Raw genomic sequence first — 19,671 nt, 5'->3', positions numbered from 1 at the left:
TTATGTCATTAGAAACAGAGCAAATTAATGAATTACACTGGCTGATGGAAATGCTCCATACCATAGATGTTGGTCTAGTCGTACTCGATCGTCAATACCATATCCAGATTTGGAATGGTTTTATGGAAAACCACAGTGGATTGTTGCCAAGAGAAGTTAAGGGGAAATTGATTTTTGATTTATTTGATGAAATTCCCAGAGAGTGGTTTATTCGAAAATCAGAATCGGTGTTTATGTTGAAAAACAAGGCATTTACTATCTGGGAACAGCGATCCTATCTGTTTAAATTTCTTAATTATCGCCCGATCACTGGTACCGCAGATTATATGTATCAAAATACCACCTTTATCCCGCTAATTTCAGCGACCGGTCAAGTGACACATTTATGTTTGATTGTCTATGATGTCACCGATAATGCTATTCATAAAAAGAATCTGGAACAGGCTAATCAGGAATTATCGATTTTAAGTCAAACTGATGGTTTAACTAAATTATTTAATCGTTCCCATTGGGAGCGCTGTTTGGCGGCAGAATATAAACGTTGGGCCCGTAGTCAAAATGTCAGCTGTTTGGTGATGATAGATATAGATCACTTTAAAAAAGTCAATGATAGTTATGGTCACCTTGTTGGAGATGAAGTGATCCGCCATCTTGCACAGTTGATCCAACACCATGTCAGGGAAACTGATGTTTCTGGCCGCTATGGTGGTGAAGAATTTGCTATTTTTCTTGCTGATACTACCTGCGATAACGCGATGATTTTTGCTGAGCGATTACGTAAAGAAGTGGCTGGGGGCGTGGTGAAACATAATGATATTGATATTAAGTTTACCATTAGTCTAGGAGTTGCTGAAATTAACGCTGGCATCGAAAATCATGAAGCCTGGATCGAGTGCGCCGATGCGGCGCTATATCGTTCAAAAGAAAACGGTCGTAATCAGGTAACCGCTCATCTCAGTTAAGTTAAATAATTTCAGCTTACTGACGTAAATAACGAAATGAGTGAGCGAGCAGTTAAAACAGATAACTCATTTCTACTAACCATTGTCTACCCGGATAAGGAAAATCATCAGCAATTGAGCCATTGCTGGGATATTTTGCTGACTCTTCGTTAGTTAAATTATTCGCAATTAAGGCAACGGATAAAGGTGAGTCGTTTAACTGGTAATGAATTCGACTACTGAACCAGTAATAGCTTGGTAGTGCATTGCGATTATCACTGAAGTGACGTTGTTGCTTGCCATGATACTGAGCAAAGATATTGGCCGATAATTGCTGATTAAACTGATAATTAACAGTCAGTGATGCCATTTTTTCGGAATAATCAGGCAAGGCAATATCATTGTTATCTTTACTGCTTAGCCTGCTATAGTTCGCATTAATATCCAGTCCGGGAGTCGGGCGCCAGCGTAACAGCCATTCGCCGCCGTGGCCTGTTAATTTTCCGACATTATTTGCCGTTAATCCAACCACGTCGACCATCGGAATATAGCTGACTAATTTATCTGCTCGGTAATTGAATAATACTAAACTGGTATGGAGATTCTCGCTCAATTGCAAATCAAAACTTAGCTCATGACTGGTGATTTCTTCTGGCTCTAGCTTACTATTGCCTAAACCAACGGGATTATTTTTTGAATACAAACCAATAAAACTCGGTGCCCTGAATGCAGAACCGCTAAACAAGCGAATATCGAGCCAATCGTTAATATCCCAAGTGAGGCCTAATCTCGGATTTAAGGTATCACCAACATCGGAATAATCATCGTATCGTGCCCCTAAATGCAACGTCAGTTCAGGTAAAAGCTGCCAGGCATCCTGAACAGAAAAAAACTGAAAGTTACGGGTTGAATAAGGTAAAAATACATGCGGCGTATGAGTAACATCGGTCAGAGTGCCGTCTACTTCAGTCTCGGTGCCGTTTAAAATTCCGGGACCAAAATTTTTCGCTTCATAAGGGTGATGGTTTTGCTTTTCATATCCGAGTTCCCAACGAATATTGTGCGTGTCATCTAATGTCAGGTGTTGGGATAAACTGATGTTAAAAAGCTCTGACTCATTGCCCGGATGGCCGATAAAACCTTCGCTAAATAAGGTGACGCCTGTTGGTGTGGAAAAATTTAAATTACCATCACTGCCAATCGGTAATACGCTGCCTGCGGGAAAAATAGTGAAAGGGTAATAGGATTGTTTTTTTTGATACCAGGCATTAAGTGTTAAATGTTTAAAATTTAACTTGGATAAATCATAACTTGCGCTGATAAGCTGGCTGCGATGATCATTTCGTCCATCCGGATCTAGTGCTTGGGCGATGCCGACGCCCGGACCAAAATCCCCATCTAAGATAAAATAATGCAAACTTAGCTGCTGCCAGTTTAATTTGGCATTAAAAGATATCGTTTTTTGCCCTAAATCTATCACTCCAGGCGCCTGACTAGCGTTGGTAGCAAAGATTTGATCAAATGTTGATTGTAGGTCTGAAGGGATTTGGCGCTCATTATCGTCGCCGTAATGGTAATAATTTAATGCCCAGTTTACTTTGATATCCTGCCATTGATGTTCGCTAAATAGGCCTAATCGGTAGGTATCAAAAGCGCCGGCGACCATTGAAAGCTCACTTTGCTGATCATCATTGAGTTCTTTTGATACCAGGTTGATGATGCCACCAAAGGCATCGGCACCATAAACGACAGAGCCTGAGTTTCTGAGCACTTCGATACGTGTAAAACCAAATAGTGGAATTTCCAGTCCTGGTCGGGCGCCGTTATGGATACGGTTAAAGGCAATGCCATCAATTAGCACTTTTACCTGTTGACCATAATTACCTTGTAGTCCTCTGACACTGATAGAAGACTCTGCGTTACCGCTATTTAATAGCCCTGTTTGGACACCTGCAATGCCTTGTAATGCTTGTGCTAAAGTTAATGCGCCTTTGGCTTGCCACTCAGCTTCTTCAATTACGGTAACCGTAGCAGGGGCTTTATCGAGTTTGCGGGTATAACCAGTTGCAGCGGTAACTACCTGGATCTGACTAAGCTCATGTAGTGATAATGAGTAGAGTTGTTCAACGGAATCAAACTGGTCTGCCAACACTGATGGTGTTAGCGAGCAGCAAAGAGCAAAAGAAATTTGATTAAATTTGTTCATACAGTGCTGACTAAACAGCCGACATTCTATTAATTAATAGCGGAATTATAACCTAATATCAGCCTATTAGGCTATTTCGTTTTTTTCTTAACGTATGGTCAGTTGCGTTATTTCAAACGCTTGTTTAAACTGTTTGTGTTAATTAGCGGCTTTCTATGGTTGTATAGCAATGAGCACAAAAAATAAAATACTTGATGCAGCGGAAAATTTATTTGCCGATAAAGGCTTTAATGGTACCTCATTACGTGAGATCACCAGCTTAGCTGATGTTAATTTAGCTGCCGTTAATTACCATTTTGGTTCTAAAAAAGAACTGATCAAAGCGGTGATGTCTCGTTATATGAATGAGCTTTCTCCGCGTTTAGAAGCCTCTTTATCTGTTATATGTCAGCAAACGACGCCACCAGATCTGGTTGAGGTCTTTTCAGCTTTTGTTGAACCTTTATTATCGCTCAATGTTTTTAAAGAAAACGGCACCAGTAATTTTTTGCAGTTATTAGGGCGAGGTTATACCGACAGTCAGGGGTTTTTACGCTGGTTTTTAACCACTCAATATCCAGGGGTTATCGAAAACTTTGTTACTGCAGTGCAGCGTGCTTATCCTGAATTAACCGCAGAAGATATTTTTTGGCGTTTGCATTTTACTATGGGGACTGTGGTGTTCACTATGTCTTCAAGTGATGCATTAATGGATATTGCGCAAAATGATTTTGCTCAGGACGTAGCGATTGAAGATGTCATTCAAAAGGTGATCCCTTTTGTTGCTGCTGGTGTTGGTGCTCCGTTAGCAAAGTAATTCCATTACTAATATAGAGAATCTTGCTTTGTAATTTGGCGTTTATTCGTTACAGTAGTGCCAAATAATATAACAATGCGCGAGTTATGGGTCCTATCATGATGGACGTGCTTGACACGTCACTGTCCGAAGAAGATAAAGAGATTCTTCAACACCCTCTAGTTGGGGGATTAATTTTATTTTCACGTAATTTTCACTCTCCGACACAAATAGCTCAGTTAGTGAGCAGTATTCGTCAAGCGGCAAATAAGCCGTTACTGATCGCAGTTGACCATGAAGGTGGCCGAGTACAACGTTTTCGTCAGGGGTTTAGTCAGATCCCGGCAATGGGAGAGTTATTTCCGGCAGCTCAAAATAATATTGAAAAGGCTAGCCAGTTAGCGTATCAGTGTGGTGCCTTGATGGCACTTGAAGTGCAGGCGGTGGACATAGATATTAGTTTCGCCCCGGTATTGGACATTAATGGCATTAGTGAAGTGATAGGTTTACGCAGTTTTCATGCTGATCCTCAATTAGTGATCTCGCTAGCGCAAGCGTTTATTAATGGCATGCACTCGGTTGGCATGAAAGCAACGGGTAAGCATTTCCCCGGTCATGGTAGTGTTAAAGCGGACTCTCATATTGATTTACCTATAGATAATCGTGATTTTTCTGCTATCACCGAGCTGGATTTATTGCCATTTCAGGCAATGATTGCCAGTGGCCATGTGGATGCTTTAATGCCAGCTCATGTGATTTATCCTGATGTCGATGATAAATCTGTCGGTTTTTCCACTATCTGGTTACAAGAGATACTGCGTAAGCAGCTTAACTTTAACGGTGTGATTTTTAGTGATGATTTATCGATGGAAGCGGCATCGTCCATTGGCGGCTATATTGAACGTAGCGAAGCGGCGCAGCAGGCAGGCTGCGATATGTTATTGTTGTGCAATAACCGTCAGGCTTGTATTGAAGTATTAGATTCAGCCAACTTAGTTATAGATAACAGCAGTAGTGAGCGGATAACACAGATGCTCAAAGGTCAAACTATGTCCTGGTTGCAGATGCAGCAAAGTGAGTTATGGCAACAATTATCATCAAGTCTTGCCCAACAGTTGTCATAGTTACTTATCAAATTAAAGCGTATAAAAATGAAGCATAAATCCTTAATTATTATTGCCGCGCCAGTTATTGCCTGGCTTAGTTATTTAGCCTTAAGTTTAGCTGGGTTAGCTGATAAACCTGCGATTGCCGCGGCGATTACCTTGCTAACGGTGATCTGGTGGGTGACTGAAGCTATTCCTATTCCAGCGACATCGTTAGTCCCATTCGTGTTACTGCCATTTTTTGGTGTTGTCGATCATAAAACGGTCGCATCATCGCTTGGCAGTCACGTTATCTTATTATTAATGGGGGCTTTTATGCTCTCCAAAGCAATAGAAAAAAGCGGTACTCACGAACGACTTGCCGTTTACATGGTGAGAATTATCGGGGTCAGTAGTGCGCGGCGGTTAGTATTAGGTTTTATGTTGGCGGCTGGTATTCTAAGTATGTGGATTTCTAATACCGCCACTACCTTGATCATGTTACCGATTGCCTTAGCCGTGTTGGCACATGTTGATAATCCCAGGTTAGCGACGGCGCTGATTTTAGGTATTGCCTATGCAGCCAGTGTCGGCGGTATTGGTACGCCGATAGGCACACCTCCTAATGTTATTTTTATGGGGATTTATGAAGAGCATACAGGTAAAGAATTTGGTTTTTTATCCTGGATGAAAATTGGTGTGCCTGTGGTGATAATCGCATTGCCAATCATGGCGTTATGGCTAACTCGTAATATTAAACTGCAACAGCAAATTGTTTTACCTGAACTCGGTCAGTGGCGTGAAGAAGAAAAACGCACTTTATGGGTGTTCGGCTTAACTGCATTGTTGTGGATCACCCGCAAAGAACCTTTTGGTGGCTGGAGTGAGCTGCTTGATATGCCGTTAGCGGGGGATAGCACAGTGGCGTTATTTGCTGTGGTTTTGATGTTTATCATTCCTAACGGTAAAGGTAGTCGATTACTGAATTGGGACAGTGCGAAAGAAATTCCTTGGGGGATGCTATTGCTGTTTGCAGGTGGTATCGCCATTGCCAAAGGTTTCGTCGCATCGGGGCTCAGTGATATTTTAGGCAACTGGTTAACGTCATTGGCAAGCCTGCCAGCAATATTGATGATTTTAGCTATCTGTTTATTTGTCACTTATTTAACCGAAATCACTAGTAACACCGCGACTGCGACTTTATTGATGCCAATATTAGCGGTGGCGGCAATTTCCTCGGGGTATGAGCCGATGGTGTTTATGATCCCTGCGGCGATGTGCGCTAGCTGTGCCTTTATGTTGCCGGTGGCGACTGCACCGAATGCCATTGCGTTTGGTACCGGTAAGATCACTATTGCGCAAATGGTAAAAGAAGGGGCTATTTTGAGCTTTAGCGTTTCGCTCTTGATTGGCTGTATTGTTTATTGGTTACTGATAGCTTAAAAAAACGCCTTAGCAAAAGCTAAGGCGAAAAAAGTTTAGAGCATGCTCTAATATCATCTAGAGATCACTAAATTAATAAATCGGCAAATAGCGAGCAATTAATTAAGTAGGGTTAGCATAAGCGAAGTACATGACAGTTTTATGACCAAGCAAACAAAAAAACACTTAGCGAGTAAGAAAAAATTACAGCACTTTTATATTGCAGAAGAACAGTCGATTTATCTGCTCAGTCATAAAGATGCCACTAAATTAAAACAGTGGGTTGAACTATGTAAACAGCAACTGACTTTGCTAGGCTATCAAAATATTGTCTTGATCGGTAAAGGAGCGTTTGGTTTTGTCTTTGCTGGTGATGATGAGCACGGACAAGATCATGTCTTTAAGTTTTCCCGTATTAACTTACCCCAACATGTTCAGGATCGCTTAGCGGATGAAGCGGAAATTCAGGCGCAGCTTAACCATAGTCGTATCCCTAAAATTTTTGAATATTATAAGATCAAACGTCAATCGATAGTGCATATGCAGCGGGCACCAGGGATAGATTTAGAGCGTTATTCTCACTTACATGGTCCTTTGCCACCTGAGCTGGTGATGAACATTACCTTGCAGCTGGCAGATATTTTACGTTATTTACGTAATGTGACGTTGCATGCTAAGGGCAAGCCTTATGTCCATGGTGATATTAAACCGTCGAATGTGATTTACCATGAGCCAAGCGGCAAGGTCTATTTGGTAGATTGGGGCTCAGCGGTCACGGCGCAGTTAGATATTTATGGCCAAACTACGGCGAATAATATTATGGATTTGATGAGTAGCGATCTGCAAAATTCTAATGCCAGGTTAGGCGATGTCTACTTTATTGGGCCGGAACAAATTAGCGGGGAGATGTCATCTCCCCGATTTGACGAGCAGGGGCTGGCAGCTACTATTTATGCGCTGGCTTCCGGCCAGTCTTGTCGTTATGGCCATCAGGTGATCACCCCTAACTCATTAGGCTTGCCGAAAACCTTAGCAAAAATTATTACCGCGATGCTAAGTGACAGCAAAATAACGCGTGAACAAGCGGGTGATTATTTATTTGCTCACCTTGGTTTATTAAAAAATACTGTGCTTGCGGCTCAGCCGACCTTACCTAAAATAGAACCTTTGATCCCGGTTTGGTGTAAACCCAGTGATCAGGAAGTCGATACTGTGGTTTATGGTTCACGTAAATCGTTTTTGCGAGAAGAAAGCGATCAAGATGACTTATCGGATATCGATGATGCACAACTAGAAAAGTATTATAAAAACTATCTGATGGGAATGGGGGATACTGAAAAAGCCTTTATTGCTGCCGTCAGCCGCTTAGGTAATTTCCCTGTGGTTGGTGGGTTAGCGATCCGCTGGGAAAAAGACGGGGTCTATATTGACTCGAATTTAACCTTATTTGACAGTGCGTTAAAAACCTCATTTCAGAGTGCCGTGAATAATATGATCCGCTTGGCGCAAGGAATTTTTCGTGTCGGTGTTTTTAAAAGTTGTCTGTTTAATGCCCGAAATACCTTACATATTGAGCGGGAAAATAGTAAACAGCCGTTTGCTGCTAGTGCTGAACAGTTTATTCCGTTTGAAGTCAGTGATGTGCCAGATGTTGAAGATGTTACTCGGCTGCATTCTTATTTTGAAGATGGTAAAGATCCCGATGAGTATTTGTATTTGCCGGATGAAATAATGGCGGTGCTGGCGCAATTAAACCTTATTCATCATACCGGCTGTATTATTTTTGAAGTATTGCCAACCCATTTGAAAATTCATAGCTATTTAATGTTGCTTAATCACGATAAAGAGCGAGAATTTAGTCAGTGTCTGGAACAGTTATTACAGTTGCTGCCAACCATTACTGGACAGGGAATTTCTGGTTTTATGAAGCTGCCTTATAAAGATACCCGCTTTTTTGAGCATATTAGCTGTTTGCCTGAAAAATACTATCCGGCAAACCCAAAGCGGGGCAGAAGCGAATTAACGGAATAATGAAAGGAGCAGAAAATGAGCGAGCAATTGCAAGAAATGGCCTGGTTAGATTTATCCGTCTCAAATGCAGAGCTGGCTAAAGGTTTTTATCAGCAGGTGATTGCTTGGTAAGCACAGCCGGTATCGATGGGAGAGTACGATGATGTTACCATGTTATCGTCATCCTTAGGCTAGGCTGTTGCGGGAACTAGTCATTGAGATTAAAACCATGGGCCAGGATAAGTACGTAGTGATCAAAGATCTTGCCGGTGCAGCCTGTGCTCTATATCAAAAAGCTAAGGAGTATTAATGTCAACAAGTTTACCTATTTATCAAATTGATGCCTTTGCTAAACAAAGGTTTCAGGGCAATCCCGCTGCAGTTGTACCTTTAACTCATTGGCTCAGCGATGAGTTGTTGCAGGCAATTGCCCAGGAAAATAATTTATCGGAAACTGCGTTTTACCTGCGAAACGGTGAGCAATACCAGCTCCGTTGGTTTACCCCTGCAGCAGAAGTCGATTTATGTGGTCATGCGACATTAGCAGCGGCCGAAGTGATATTTAACTATAGCGATCATACTGAGGATTCAATTACCTTTTCCAGTCGCAGTGGTCCGTTAACCGTGACTAAAACAGCGCAGGGGATGTTGATGGATTTTCCTGCGACACAGCCTGAGGAGATTAAAGCACCTGCGCATTTATTAGCGCCAGATGTTCAAGGTGTCGTCGAGGTTGTTGCTGGGTTTGATTATATCATTGTTATGGAAAATGAGCAGCAGGTAGTTGATTTTCAGCCTGATTTTCTTGCTTGGCGCCAGTTAGATTTACGCGGTGTAGTGATCACAGCGCCTGGCGAGCAGAATGATTTTGTATCTCGCTGTTTCTTTCCTAAACTCGACGTTAATGAAGATCCAGTTACTGGTTCGGCGCATTGCCAGCTAGCGCCTTACTGGGCGAAAAAATTAGCTAAAACTCACCTAAATGCCAAGCAATTATCTGAACGTAGTGGTGAAGTGATTTGTCAGATTAAGGAACAACGGGTTGAACTGATCGGTCAGTGTGTGGCTTATCTTAAAGGTGAAATCAGCATTTAGCTTTTGTTTGTCTAATTATCTTAGGGATTTAGCTATCTATGATAGAAATTTTTGCTGGCAAAACTGCGCTTAACACGATTAAAGAACAAGGTTTTAAGCAAGAGCTGTTTTCCACTTTTCTTGGTGCCAGTGGTGGGCCTAAATGGTTTATCTTGTATCAGCTTGACCGCTATTTGTTTGGCGAGTTTTTTCATGGTCGGACTCAAACGCTCAATATCCTAGGCTCAAGTGCTGGCGCATTTCGTGCCGCTTGTTTTGCACAAGAGGATCCGGTCGCGGCGATTGAACGTTTAGCGACTCACTATTCGCAAACCGTTTATTCTGCTAAGGCAAATGCCGCTGAAATCACGACAAAAGCGAAAGAGTTATTGGCGTTGATGCTGGGTGAGCATGGTGAGCAGGAAATCATTAATAACCCAATATTTAAAGCACACTTTATTGTTGCTAAAAGTAATGGTTTTACTGCCAGTGAAAATAAGTGGTTGCAGGGGGCGGGTTTGTTTGCCAGTTATGGCCTCAATCGGCTTAATCGTAAGTTGTTGCGCACTCAGTATCAACGTTTTGTTTTTCAGCCACAAAGCAGTAATTTAAGCTTTTCAGATCCAAGCGCTTTTACCACTAAACAGCTTGCCTTAACTGGTGAAAACCTTCAGCTGGCGTTATTGGCTTCAGGCTCCATTCCGCTGGTGATGCAAGGAGTTAAAGACATTCCAGGCTCGCCTCCAGGCATGTATCGTGATGGCGGCATTATTGATTATCACTTTGATATTAAAATTGATAATCCTGGGTTAGTGTTATATCCGCATTTTAATGCCCAGCCTAAGGCGGGTTGGTTTGATAAAAACCTGAAACGACAAGTCACGCCGAAAAACTATGACAATGTGGTATTGGTTTGTCCGTCGAAGAAATTTATTGCCTCACTGCCTTATGGAAAAATTCCTGATCGTAATGATTTTACTGAAATGCAAGCAACAACGCGGATTAAATACTGGCAAACGGTGTTGGCGCAAACGGAGCAAATGGCGCAGCAGCTAGCAGCTGTTATTGAGACGCAGGCGTTAGATTGCATTCAGCCATTTGTTTGTGACTGAATGCCTTGTCTCGATTAATTCAGCTTAACCGTGTAAGTCATGGCGGCTAAGTGTATTACTTGGGATAAACAGGCTTTGATAGAGATGGGTGGCAAAGTCATCTGTCATGCCGGCAACATAGTCGGCGATCACCCTGTAGCTGTTTAAGCCATTGGTCTCGGCCTGCTTGTAAGCATGTAAGGCGTTTTTAGGTAGCAATCTTTGTGGGTCAGAGGCGAGCGCTTCAAATAATTCCATCACGATTTGCTGACCTCGGTATTCGTGATGTTGGATTTCCGTGCGTTTGATAACAAAATCAAAGACAAAGCGTTTGAATATTTGCAATACTTTGCATGCATTTGGTGGATGCTTGGCATTGTATCTTAATAATGGCTCGTTAAAAGTTAACTGCAGCTTTTTATTTAAATCGACCAGTACAATAGCGGTGATCAGGTAATTCACTAAGCCGCCAATTGCTTCTTTTTGCTGATAAGTTTTTTGGCTAAATAATTGTGCCGATAGCTCCTGAGTGAGTTGCTGTAGCCAAGAGTCATCAAGTTCTGTTAGTGGTGCAATAACATATTGTTCAAAATCGGCTTGCTGTACCACGCCAGTAACAATGGCATCTTCTAAATCATGAATGCCATAAGCAATATCATCTGCCAACTCCATAATTGAACAATCTAACGATTTATATAAGGTTTTGCTATGAGCATTTTCTTGTTGCTGGCTTTGCTGAAAGAGCTGCCGATCTGCGTCTGATAATGGAGCTAACAGCCAGTTTAAGGTATTAATATCGTCTTGAAACAGGCCTTTTGCTGGATGCCAGTCAGCGGCTTTCAGCTGGCGAAAGTTATCAGGAATAGTGGGGCTTTTATTATTACTGAGTTGATCTAAAGTTTGTGGGTATTTGACTAATCCCAATAAAGTTCGGCGCGCCAAATTCATGCCGTGATGTTCGCTAAAGGGTTCAAGGTAGGAAACAATACGAAATGTTTGGCCGTTACCTTCAAAGCCACCGTGATTTCTCATCATAAAGTTCAGTGCTACTTCACCACCGTGACCAAAAGGGGGGTGACCGATATCATGGGCAAGGCATAAAGATTCAATTAGGGTGTCGTCATTAGGAAAAAGTGCCGCACTGAGCTCAGGGTATTTATTTCTTAACTGAGCGCTGATGCCAGAGCCAATTTGCGCTGCTTCCAGTGAATGGGTCAGTCGAGTACGATAGAAATCACTTTGACCACTGCCCATAACCTGAGTTTTTGATTGGAGTCGCCTAAATGCTGCAGAGTGCAGTATTCTAGCCCGGTCACGTTGAAAAGGGCTGCGGTGATCGTCTTTACGCTGGACCAGTTTGGTTAATTGCCGTTCAGACCAAATGTCGTTCATAAACTCCCCAATTATTATTTTAGCATTTATTTTTATCGTGCTAAGATGCAAGCCAGCTATCGCTATTAGCTGATACCTTACCCAATTTATTTGTTGCTGTACAAGCTTTTATCTGTCTTACTAAGGCTCTTGAAATGCAAATTCAATCACTCTTCTGCCTGTTTCTTTTGTTAGTACTACCTTTGTTTAGCGAGGCAAAGCAAACCGAAGAAACAATTGAAATGGTGGCGGGATTAGCAAAGGCACCTTTTATTACCGATGAGCAAGGTCATGGCATGCAGCTCGATATTCTCAAGGCGGCACTGGCATTTGATGAGCTGGATGTTAAGTTTTTACAAATGCCGCTTGGTCGTAATATTACAGGTTTTCAACGTTTAAATGCGGATGGCGTCACCACTTTGCCACAAGATTACCAGCATCCTGCCTTACATTTATCTACCCCTTATATTAGTTATCAGAATGTGGCCGTCAGTTTAGCCGAAAGTCAGCTGTCGATTGAGAAAATAGCCGATCTTTCGGGTAAGCATGTGGTCGCTTTTCAAAATGCGCGAAAATTCTTAGGGGATAAGTACAGTGAAACGGTCGCGTATTTGCTGGATTACCGAGAAATAGGTGATCAAAAGCAGCAAATTGAAATGTTATTTCTCCGTCGTGCTGAAGTGATTATTCTGGATACTAATATTTTAAAATATTTTATTAAACACCATCACCAAGCTATCTATGATAAGCCGATCACCGTGCATTATATTTTTAATCAACGTAATTATGTCGCCGGTTTCCGTTCACCAGCAATTCGCGATAAATTTAATCGTGGCATTAAACGGCTAAAAGAAAATGGTAGCTATCAGGATATGTTAAATAACTACCTTAATTAGTTTTAACGTTACTTGTTGGCAATAAAAATGGCACGTTTCGGTGCTGGATAACCTTCAATAGTTTTGCTTGGATCAGCAGGGTCAAGAAAGTCCTGTAGCGATTCTGTGTCTATCCAGTCAGTCTTTCGCTGCTCTTCAAATGAGGTGATATCAGTATCCACTACCCGAATATTACTAAAGCCACAACGTGTGAGCCAGCCAGACATTGCCTCACAGCTAGGTAAAAACCAGACATTTCGCATTTTAGCGTAACGTTCCCCTGGTACTAATACCGTATTAGCATCACCATCAACCACTAAAGTTTCGAGTACCAGTTCACCACCTTTAACCAGTTGTGCTTTCAACTGATAGAGAAAATCGATTGGTGAACGTCTGTGGTACAAAACTCCCATTGCAAACACGCTATCAAATGCTTCGAGCTCCGGTAAATCTTCGACTCCTAAGGGTAATAGGTTTACCGCCGGGTCATTAATAAAATGCTGAATGGCATTAAATTGAGTATAAAATAGCTGGGTCGGATCGATGCCGACAACAAATTTAGCGCCGTTGCCGCGCATCCGCCATAGGTGATAGCCACTGCCGCAACCTATGTCCAGCACATACTTATCCTGAAGTGAGCTAATATGTGGTGCTAAACGATCCCATTTAAAATCGGAACGCCATTCTGTATCTATATGCAGGCCATGAATATGGTAGGGGCCTTTGCGCCAAGGTTTGAATTTTCTCAGCAGGTTCTCTATGCGTTTATATTCACCCGGGGTAATATCATTGCTGTCACCGACAATTACACCGTTAGTTAAGTCAACGTTTGACGGTGTCGTGTTGGGAAGTGCATCTAAGGTTTTTTGCCATTGGGCAAATTCACCATGTAACTGGTCCTTTTGCCATTGTGTTAGTTGTGCCGGTAAAGTGTTAAGCCAACCGGCTAATCGGTTTTGGGCGATTTGCTGATAAAAGGTATTAAAATTCATTATTTGATAGCGATCAGTGAGAAAAAGTTAAAACATTGAAACCAAGGAGTGACATGGCGAAAACCCGCTTGCTTCAGGCGCTTAGTATGAGTGGCTAAATCATCGGTCCGCATCACATTTTCTAGCGCGGTACGTTTTTGGGCTATTTCCAATTCGCTATAGCCATTTGCCCGTTTAAAATCGTGATGTAAATCCACTAATAGTTCATCGCAGGTTCGGTCCTCTGCGCGAATTTTTTCTGATAATACTAATATGCCTCCCGGCAGCAACCCTTGGGCAATATTATTTAGCATGCTTTGGCGTTGTTCAGGTTCGACAAACTGTAAGGTAAAGTTTAATACGGCCATTGAGGCATTAGTGATCTCAGTATTAAGGATGTTATCTTCGATGATTTCTACCGGCGTTTCACCTTTAAAGGCATTGATGTGCATTTTACAACGCTCCACCATGGCAGCAGAATTATCGATACCAATGATTTTACAGTGTTTGGCGGTGATTGCTTTACGCATTGCTAACGTTGCTGCGCCAAGAGAACAGCCTAAGTCATACACATTACTATTATTGGTGACATATTGCTGACTTAACCGACCGATAGTCTCAATGATAGTGGCATACCCGGGAACTGAGCGTGAGATCATATCGGGGAATACTTCAACTACTTGAGCATCAAAGGCAAAATCCTTAATTTTACTTTGTTTATTAGAAAAAATAAGATCGGTTTCAGAGCGCGGCATAGATAAATTTGTCAGACTATAGCTTTAAGTATTGGTATTTTAACTGAAAAGTTGTAGGTTATAAAATGTATTGCAAATAAAGTTAAATGTTAATGATAAAAGTTGTCTGTTCATTGGATCATAACGCTTAAATAGGGATAGAAATGCTGCTAACTCGCTTACAATCAATATTAGTATCTAACTTGGTACTTATTGGTTTACTGATCAGTAGTGAGCTTTTCGCGCAAACGACTATTGATAGCAGTCGCCCTCTGAGCGTCGCCGTTAATCAAACATCCTATCCCTACCATTTTCAAGATAGTCAAGGACTAGCCGCCGGCATTATGGTGGATTTGTGGAAGTTATGGGCGAAGAAGCAACAAGTTGAACTTGAGTTTGTTATTTCACCCTGGCAGCAAACAATAGATAAGGTCAAATCAGGTACTATTGATATTCATGCGGGGATGGAGCAAACGCCAAAACGTAATGAGTTTTTTAGCTTTAGTGCACCATTTTTTGAATTAAATAATTATATTAGGGTGCAGCGGGATCTTGTGAATCTGACCTCCGTTGAACAATTATTACCTTTTACTATCGGCGTGGTTGCCGGTTCCAGTCATGTTGAACAGCTCGCGTTATTGCATCCAAAATTAAAGTTACGCCAATATAAAAGTCGTTTTGCGCTATATAGTGCCGCGCTGGCAGGTGAGGTGGCTGCATTTTCTAATTTAGATAAGTTGTCGGAAAATTATCCTCGCTATAACGATCTACAATTGCAATTTCCTGCTTATAAACGAGTATTATTTGCTCAGGGGAAATATGTTGCCGCTGTTGAGAAAGGTAATCAGGCATTAATTGAATTTATTGAACAAGGTTTTAATCGTATAAGCCCGCAAGAAAAAGTGGCGATTGAAAAAAAATGGCTTGGAGTGGCGAAAAAAAATGACGTATTAACGTTAGTTTTTACTCCGGAACTACCGCCTTATATGGCGATTTCTCCCTCAGGAAAACCTCAAGGTTTATTTATTGATATCTGGCGCTTTTGGGCAGAGCTCATGGGAGTTGAAATAGAATTCGTTCCTCAATCAATGACAGATGCCATTGAGGTGATCACGCAAGGGGGGGCGGATATTCATATCGCCTATCCGGAAAATGATCTGGCAAATGCAAACTTATCAGCGGCACAGCAAATTTATGCGGTTGCTTCTAATGTTTATTTGCCGAATCACATGACAAAGCTCAATCGCTTGTCGCAGCTTGCGGGTCAGAAACTTGGGGTCTTAAAAGCGGCTCCCTATTTGCAAGGTCTTAAAAAGAACTATCCTCAGATTCAATTGATGACCTATCGACATTACCAAGACATGATACGGGCGGCAGAAGTTGGTGCGATAGATGCTATGTTGGGGTCGGTTGAGAATATGCAAATGGAACTCAGTTTGGCGAATTTAAGCGAGCAGTATTACAGCTTTGAACGTAGTCCATTCATCTCACCAATATATGCATTGACGCAAAAAGATAACAGTCGACTAGCTGAAATAGTCAGAGACGGCTTTAACCTGATGCCTGTGGAAAAACTAATCGAGATTGAAAAACGCTGGTTGTCACAACCTGGTGATGGCTATTATCAAATGAATGCCAATCAGGTGACGCTAACCAATAAAGAATATGACTTTATTGCCCAGCACCCAGTGATCAATATGGGCATTAATCGTGATTGGCGTCCAGTTGAATTTGTCGATCAAAATGGAGTGGTTCAAGGGATTAATATTGATGTTAACCGCCTGATAGAACAGCGAACAGGCGTTAATTTTACCTATACCTTATTTGATAGTTGGAATGAAATGTTAAGTGCGCTGCAGGCGAAAAAAGTGGATGTGTTAGGTAGTGCGACGCCGACAGAAGAACGTAAAAAATCTTTACTCTTTAGCGACACATACTGGGATATGCCTTGGGTGGTGATCCATCAGCGACAAGAAGGAAAACTCTCCAGTATTAAAGATTTTTATGGTAAAGAACTGGCGATTATTAGAGGTTATCATCTGATCAATAAGATACGTCAACATCATCCTAACGTTAATTTACGTCTGGTTGATAATGACGAAGAAGGTTTGCTTGCGGTGAAGCGCGGGGTCGTACAGGGCTTGATTGAAAATATCGCGACAGCATCTGAGCTTATTGGCAGGGAAAGCTTAGTGACCTTGGATATGTCTGTGGTAGATGAGTTTAACGTTGACCAAAATAGTTTTGCTATTCGTAACGATTGGCCCGAATTAAAATCAATTTTGGATAAAGCGTTGTTATCGATCACCAGCAACGAACAACAACAGATATATGAAAAATGGTTTGCCATTAATCTAGCCACAGGGTTGGACAAAGATACCGTGTTGAAGTTATCCGCTCAGATAGGCATCATCATTTTAGTGATCATCATCGTCATAGTTATCTGGAATCGCAGGTTATATCAGGAGATAAAAGCAAGAAAGTCACTCGAAGCTAAAATGAAACATATGGCGACTCATGACGAATTAACCGGGCTGGCAAACCGGGTATTATTAAAAGATAGAATGATGGCGGCGATCAGCTTTCATAAGCGGCAATCATTAATGCTCTCGGTATTGTTTATTGATTTAGATGGTTTTAAAAATATTAATGACACATATGGTCATGACGTTGGCGATGAACTGTTAGTGGAAGTTGCAAAACGGCTAAAAGGCTGTGTCAGGCAGTCAGATACCATAGTACGTTTTGGTGGCGATGAATTTGTTTTATTGTTAACCGGGTTACATCGTCGGGAAGAAGCAGGATTTATCGCAGATAAAGTGCTGAAATTGGTACAGCAACCGTTTGAATTATCAAAAGTTGAGGCAAGAATTGGTTGTAGTATTGGTATTGCTATATATCCTGAAGATGGCACCTCGGAATCAGATCTACTCAAAGAAGCTGACTCCCTGATGTATAAAGTGAAAATGTCAGGGAAAAATCACTACGTATTTAATTAGGCCCCCTAGGTGACATTCCTATCTATTGCTTTATAATGGCGGCAAATTTTTATCCTAAAAGAAAATAGCGAATAATTCGTCGCTAATATTTCGAGTAATCAAGGCAAAATGAGTATGCGCAGTCTTTATTGTGGTGAGGTCAATGAATCTCATATTGGTCAGGAAGTTACCCTTTGTGGTTGGGTGAATCGTCGTCGTGATTTAGGGGCGGTGATCTTTTTAGATCTTCGAGACCGTGAAGGTTTAGTACAGGTGGTTTATGATCCTGATTTACCTGAAGTATTAGACGTTGCTAACACTTTACGCAATGAATTTTGTGTTCAGGTTAAAGGTAAAGTACGTGCCCGCCCTGAAGGACAAGTGAATAAAGACATGGCAACTGGTGCTATTGAAGTATTAGGTTTAGAGCTTAATATTTTAAATAAGTCTGCGCCATTACCATTGGACTCCAATCAACATAACTCGGAAGAGCAGCGATTAAAATATCGTTATTTAGATTTACGTCGCACCGAGATGACAGAACGTTTACGTTTTCGTGCGAAAGTAACGTCAGCGGTACGTGAATCATTAGAAAATCAAGGCTTTTTAGATATTGAAACGCCAATTTTAACCGCAGCGACGCCAGAAGGTGCGCGTGATTATTTAGTGCCGAGTCGTACGCATAAAGGACAATTCTTTGCGTTACCGCAATCTCCACAATTATTTAAACAATTGTTGATGATGTCAGGTATGGAGCGTTACTACCAAATCGTTAAATGTTTCCGTGATGAAGATTTACGTGCCGATCGTCAGCCTGAATTTACTCAAATCGATATTGAAACGTCGTTTATGAGTGCTGACCAGGTAATGGCAGTAACGGAAACTATGATCCGTGAACTGTTCCAAAAGCTACTTAACGTAGATTTAGGTGATTTCCCGCGCATGCCATACAGTGAAGCGATGCGCCGTTTTGGTTCAGATAAACCTGATTTACGTAACCCGCTAGAAATTGTTGATGTTGCCGATATTTTAAAAGACGTTGAATTTAAAGTGTTCTCAGGCCCAGCTAATGATGAAAAAGGCCGTGTTGCCGTGATTAATGTGCCACAAGGCGCAAGTCAATTTTCTCGTAAGAATATCGATGATTTAACTAAATTTGTTGGTATTTATGGCGCAAAAGGTATGCCATGGATGAAAGTTAATGATCGTGATGCAGGCCTTGAAGGCTTGCAGTCGCCAATTTTAAAATTCTTGGATGAAACGTCAGTAAATGCGTTATTAGATCGCACTAATGCACAGACCGGGGATATTATTTTCTTTGGCGCCGATAACTATACTGTAGTGAGTGAAGCAATAGGTGCCTTACGTTTAAAACTAGGTGAAGACTTAGGATTAGTGAGCGATGAATGGAAACCACTTTGGGTTGTTGATTTCCCAATGTTTGAAGAAATTGATGGTCATATGCATGCATTGCATCACCCGTTTACTGCACCAACTAATTTAACGCCAGAGCAGTTAGCAGCAAACCCAGTTGGCGCGTTATCTAATGCTTATGACATGGTATTAAACGGTTGCGAATTAGGTGGTGGCTCAGTGCGTATTCACGACCAAGCGATGCAGTCAACGGTATTTAGAATACTTGGTATTAGTGATGAAGAAGCGCAGGAAAAATTTGGCTTCTTACTTGAAGCACTGCAATATGGTGCGCCACCACATGCTGGTTTAGCTTTTGGCTTGGATCGCTTGGTAATGTTAATGACAGGAGCGACATCAATTCGCGATGTTATGGCTTTCCCGAAAACCACGACAGCAGCCTGCCCGTTAACTAATGCACCGGGGCAAGCAAACCCTGCACAGTTGCAAGAATTAGGCATCCAGACGATTGTTAAGGAAAAAGAATCCGAATAATCAGCCGGGACAATATAGTGCACAATCAATGCAGTTAAAGTGAAAACTTTAACTGCATTTTTATATACAGGGACGTATGGTACAGTGAAATTGCAGGAGCATAATTTCGTGTATATACAGGGACGTATGGTACGGTGAAATTGCAGGAGCATAATTTCGTGTATATACAGGGACGTATGGTACAGTGAAATTGCAGGAGCATAATTTCGTGTATATACAGGGACGTATGG

The 19,671-nt window shown here is 41.7% G+C and carries 14 protein-coding genes; 10 read left to right on the top strand and 4 right to left on the bottom strand.

Annotated features, from left to right (window positions below; all coding sequences use genetic code 11):
* Nucleotides 1-2 precede the first annotated feature (2 nt).
* The gene (locus tag QQK06_RS02970; protein WP_284243105.1) at nucleotides 3-962 is read left to right on the top strand and encodes a sensor domain-containing diguanylate cyclase; all 960 of its coding nucleotides are present in this window, start codon (nucleotides 3-5) and stop codon (nucleotides 960-962) included.
* 52 nt (nucleotides 963-1,014) lie between these two features.
* Here QQK06_RS02970 and QQK06_RS02965 read toward each other — a convergent pair whose 3' ends face one another.
* Nucleotides 1,015-3,147: a TonB-dependent receptor gene (locus QQK06_RS02965; protein ID WP_284243104.1), complete on the bottom strand. Its 2,133-nt coding sequence runs from the start codon at nucleotides 3,145-3,147 to the stop codon at nucleotides 1,015-1,017.
* A 169-nt stretch (nucleotides 3,148-3,316) separates the two neighbouring features.
* Here QQK06_RS02965 and psrA point away from each other — a divergent pair, with 169 nt between their 5' ends.
* The 6 genes from psrA to QQK06_RS02935 all read left to right on the top strand — a co-directional run bounded on the left by psrA (nucleotide 3,317) and on the right by QQK06_RS02935 (nucleotide 10,625).
* Nucleotides 3,317-3,943, top strand: a complete 627-nt coding sequence (gene psrA / locus QQK06_RS02960; RefSeq protein ID WP_284243103.1) for a TetR family transcriptional repressor PsrA — start codon at nucleotides 3,317-3,319, stop codon at nucleotides 3,941-3,943.
* An 86-nt stretch (nucleotides 3,944-4,029) separates the two neighbouring features.
* Nucleotides 4,030-5,046: a beta-N-acetylhexosaminidase gene (gene nagZ, locus QQK06_RS02955; protein WP_431313629.1), complete on the top strand. Its 1,017-nt coding sequence runs from the start codon at nucleotides 4,030-4,032 to the stop codon at nucleotides 5,044-5,046.
* A 27-nt stretch (nucleotides 5,047-5,073) separates the two neighbouring features.
* The gene (locus QQK06_RS02950; protein ID WP_284243101.1) at nucleotides 5,074-6,450 is read left to right on the top strand and encodes an SLC13 family permease; all 1,377 of its coding nucleotides are present in this window, start codon (nucleotides 5,074-5,076) and stop codon (nucleotides 6,448-6,450) included.
* A gap of 141 nt (nucleotides 6,451-6,591) precedes the next feature.
* Nucleotides 6,592-8,460 carry a serine/threonine protein kinase gene (locus QQK06_RS02945; RefSeq protein ID WP_284243100.1) on the top strand — a complete coding sequence of 623 codons (1,869 nt, stop codon included), beginning with the start codon at nucleotides 6,592-6,594 and terminating at the stop codon, nucleotides 8,458-8,460.
* A 288-nt stretch (nucleotides 8,461-8,748) separates the two neighbouring features.
* Nucleotides 8,749-9,534 (top strand): PhzF family phenazine biosynthesis protein, encoded by a 786-nt coding sequence (locus tag QQK06_RS02940; protein ID WP_284243099.1) that lies wholly within the window; start codon nucleotides 8,749-8,751, stop codon nucleotides 9,532-9,534.
* Between the two features lie 38 nt (nucleotides 9,535-9,572).
* A complete protein-coding gene (locus QQK06_RS02935) occupies nucleotides 9,573-10,625 on the top strand; it encodes a patatin-like phospholipase family protein (protein WP_284243098.1) in 1,053 nt (350 codons plus the stop codon).
* Nucleotides 10,626-10,649: 24 nt separating this feature from the next.
* Here the strand turns inward: QQK06_RS02935 and QQK06_RS02930 are convergent, their stop codons facing one another.
* Nucleotides 10,650-11,996: an anti-phage deoxyguanosine triphosphatase gene (locus QQK06_RS02930; RefSeq protein ID WP_284243097.1), complete on the bottom strand. Its 1,347-nt coding sequence runs from the start codon at nucleotides 11,994-11,996 to the stop codon at nucleotides 10,650-10,652.
* Nucleotides 11,997-12,130: 134 nt separating this feature from the next.
* Between QQK06_RS02930 and QQK06_RS02925 the strand changes: the two genes are divergently transcribed.
* The gene (locus QQK06_RS02925) at nucleotides 12,131-12,871 is read left to right on the top strand and encodes a substrate-binding periplasmic protein (protein ID WP_284243096.1); all 741 of its coding nucleotides are present in this window, start codon (nucleotides 12,131-12,133) and stop codon (nucleotides 12,869-12,871) included.
* Nucleotides 12,872-12,879: 8 nt separating this feature from the next.
* On the opposite strand, the gene cmoB is transcribed toward QQK06_RS02925, so the two are convergent.
* Nucleotides 12,880-13,845 (bottom strand): tRNA 5-methoxyuridine(34)/uridine 5-oxyacetic acid(34) synthase CmoB, encoded by a 966-nt coding sequence (cmoB, locus tag QQK06_RS02920; RefSeq protein ID WP_431313653.1) that lies wholly within the window; start codon nucleotides 13,843-13,845, stop codon nucleotides 12,880-12,882.
* The gene (gene cmoA / locus QQK06_RS02915; RefSeq protein WP_284243093.1) at nucleotides 13,842-14,576 is read right to left on the bottom strand and encodes a carboxy-S-adenosyl-L-methionine synthase CmoA; all 735 of its coding nucleotides are present in this window, start codon (nucleotides 14,574-14,576) and stop codon (nucleotides 13,842-13,844) included. Before cmoA ends, cmoB begins: the two co-directional genes overlap by 4 nt.
* A 143-nt stretch (nucleotides 14,577-14,719) precedes the next feature.
* On the opposite strand from cmoA, the gene QQK06_RS02910 reads away from it, so the two are divergent.
* Both QQK06_RS02910 and aspS read left to right on the top strand, forming a co-directional pair.
* Nucleotides 14,720-17,554 (top strand): transporter substrate-binding domain-containing protein, encoded by a 2,835-nt coding sequence (locus QQK06_RS02910; protein WP_284243092.1) that lies wholly within the window; start codon nucleotides 14,720-14,722, stop codon nucleotides 17,552-17,554.
* 114 nt (nucleotides 17,555-17,668) lie between these two features.
* Nucleotides 17,669-19,441: an aspartate--tRNA ligase gene (gene aspS / locus QQK06_RS02905; RefSeq protein WP_284243091.1), complete on the top strand. Its 1,773-nt coding sequence runs from the start codon at nucleotides 17,669-17,671 to the stop codon at nucleotides 19,439-19,441.
* Nucleotides 19,442-19,671: the final 230 nt, after the last annotated feature.

The organism is Thalassotalea insulae (assembly GCF_030161395.1).
In the GTDB taxonomy this organism is placed as follows: domain Bacteria; phylum Pseudomonadota; class Gammaproteobacteria; order Enterobacterales; family Alteromonadaceae; genus Thalassotalea_E; species Thalassotalea_E insulae.
This window is presented reverse-complemented; position numbering and strand designations above follow the sequence as displayed.

Excerpts from the sequence above, each read along its gene's own strand:
- QQK06_RS02950 (WP_284243101.1), top strand. The coding sequence starts at position 5,074 with ATGAAGCATAAATCCTTAATTATTATTGCCGCGCCAGTTATTGCCTGG.
- nagZ (WP_431313629.1), top strand. The coding sequence starts at position 4,030 with ATGGGTCCTATCATGATGGACGTGCTTGACACGTCACTGTCCGAAGAA.
- cmoA (WP_284243093.1), bottom strand. The coding sequence starts at position 14,576 with ATGCCGCGCTCTGAAACCGATCTTATTTTTTCTAATAAACAAAGTAAA.
- QQK06_RS02935 (WP_284243098.1), top strand. The coding sequence starts at position 9,573 with ATGATAGAAATTTTTGCTGGCAAAACTGCGCTTAACACGATTAAAGAA.
- psrA (WP_284243103.1), top strand. The coding sequence starts at position 3,317 with ATGAGCACAAAAAATAAAATACTTGATGCAGCGGAAAATTTATTTGCC.
- aspS (WP_284243091.1), top strand. The coding sequence starts at position 17,669 with ATGCGCAGTCTTTATTGTGGTGAGGTCAATGAATCTCATATTGGTCAG.
- QQK06_RS02970 (WP_284243105.1), top strand. The coding sequence starts at position 3 with ATGTCATTAGAAACAGAGCAAATTAATGAATTACACTGGCTGATGGAA.
- QQK06_RS02945 (WP_284243100.1), top strand. The coding sequence starts at position 6,592 with ATGACCAAGCAAACAAAAAAACACTTAGCGAGTAAGAAAAAATTACAG.
- QQK06_RS02940 (WP_284243099.1), top strand. The coding sequence starts at position 8,749 with ATGTCAACAAGTTTACCTATTTATCAAATTGATGCCTTTGCTAAACAA.
- QQK06_RS02925 (WP_284243096.1), top strand. The coding sequence starts at position 12,131 with ATGCAAATTCAATCACTCTTCTGCCTGTTTCTTTTGTTAGTACTACCT.
- QQK06_RS02910 (WP_284243092.1), top strand. The coding sequence starts at position 14,720 with ATGCTGCTAACTCGCTTACAATCAATATTAGTATCTAACTTGGTACTT.
- QQK06_RS02965 (WP_284243104.1), bottom strand. The coding sequence starts at position 3,147 with ATGAACAAATTTAATCAAATTTCTTTTGCTCTTTGCTGCTCGCTAACA.
- QQK06_RS02930 (WP_284243097.1), bottom strand. The coding sequence starts at position 11,996 with ATGAACGACATTTGGTCTGAACGGCAATTAACCAAACTGGTCCAGCGT.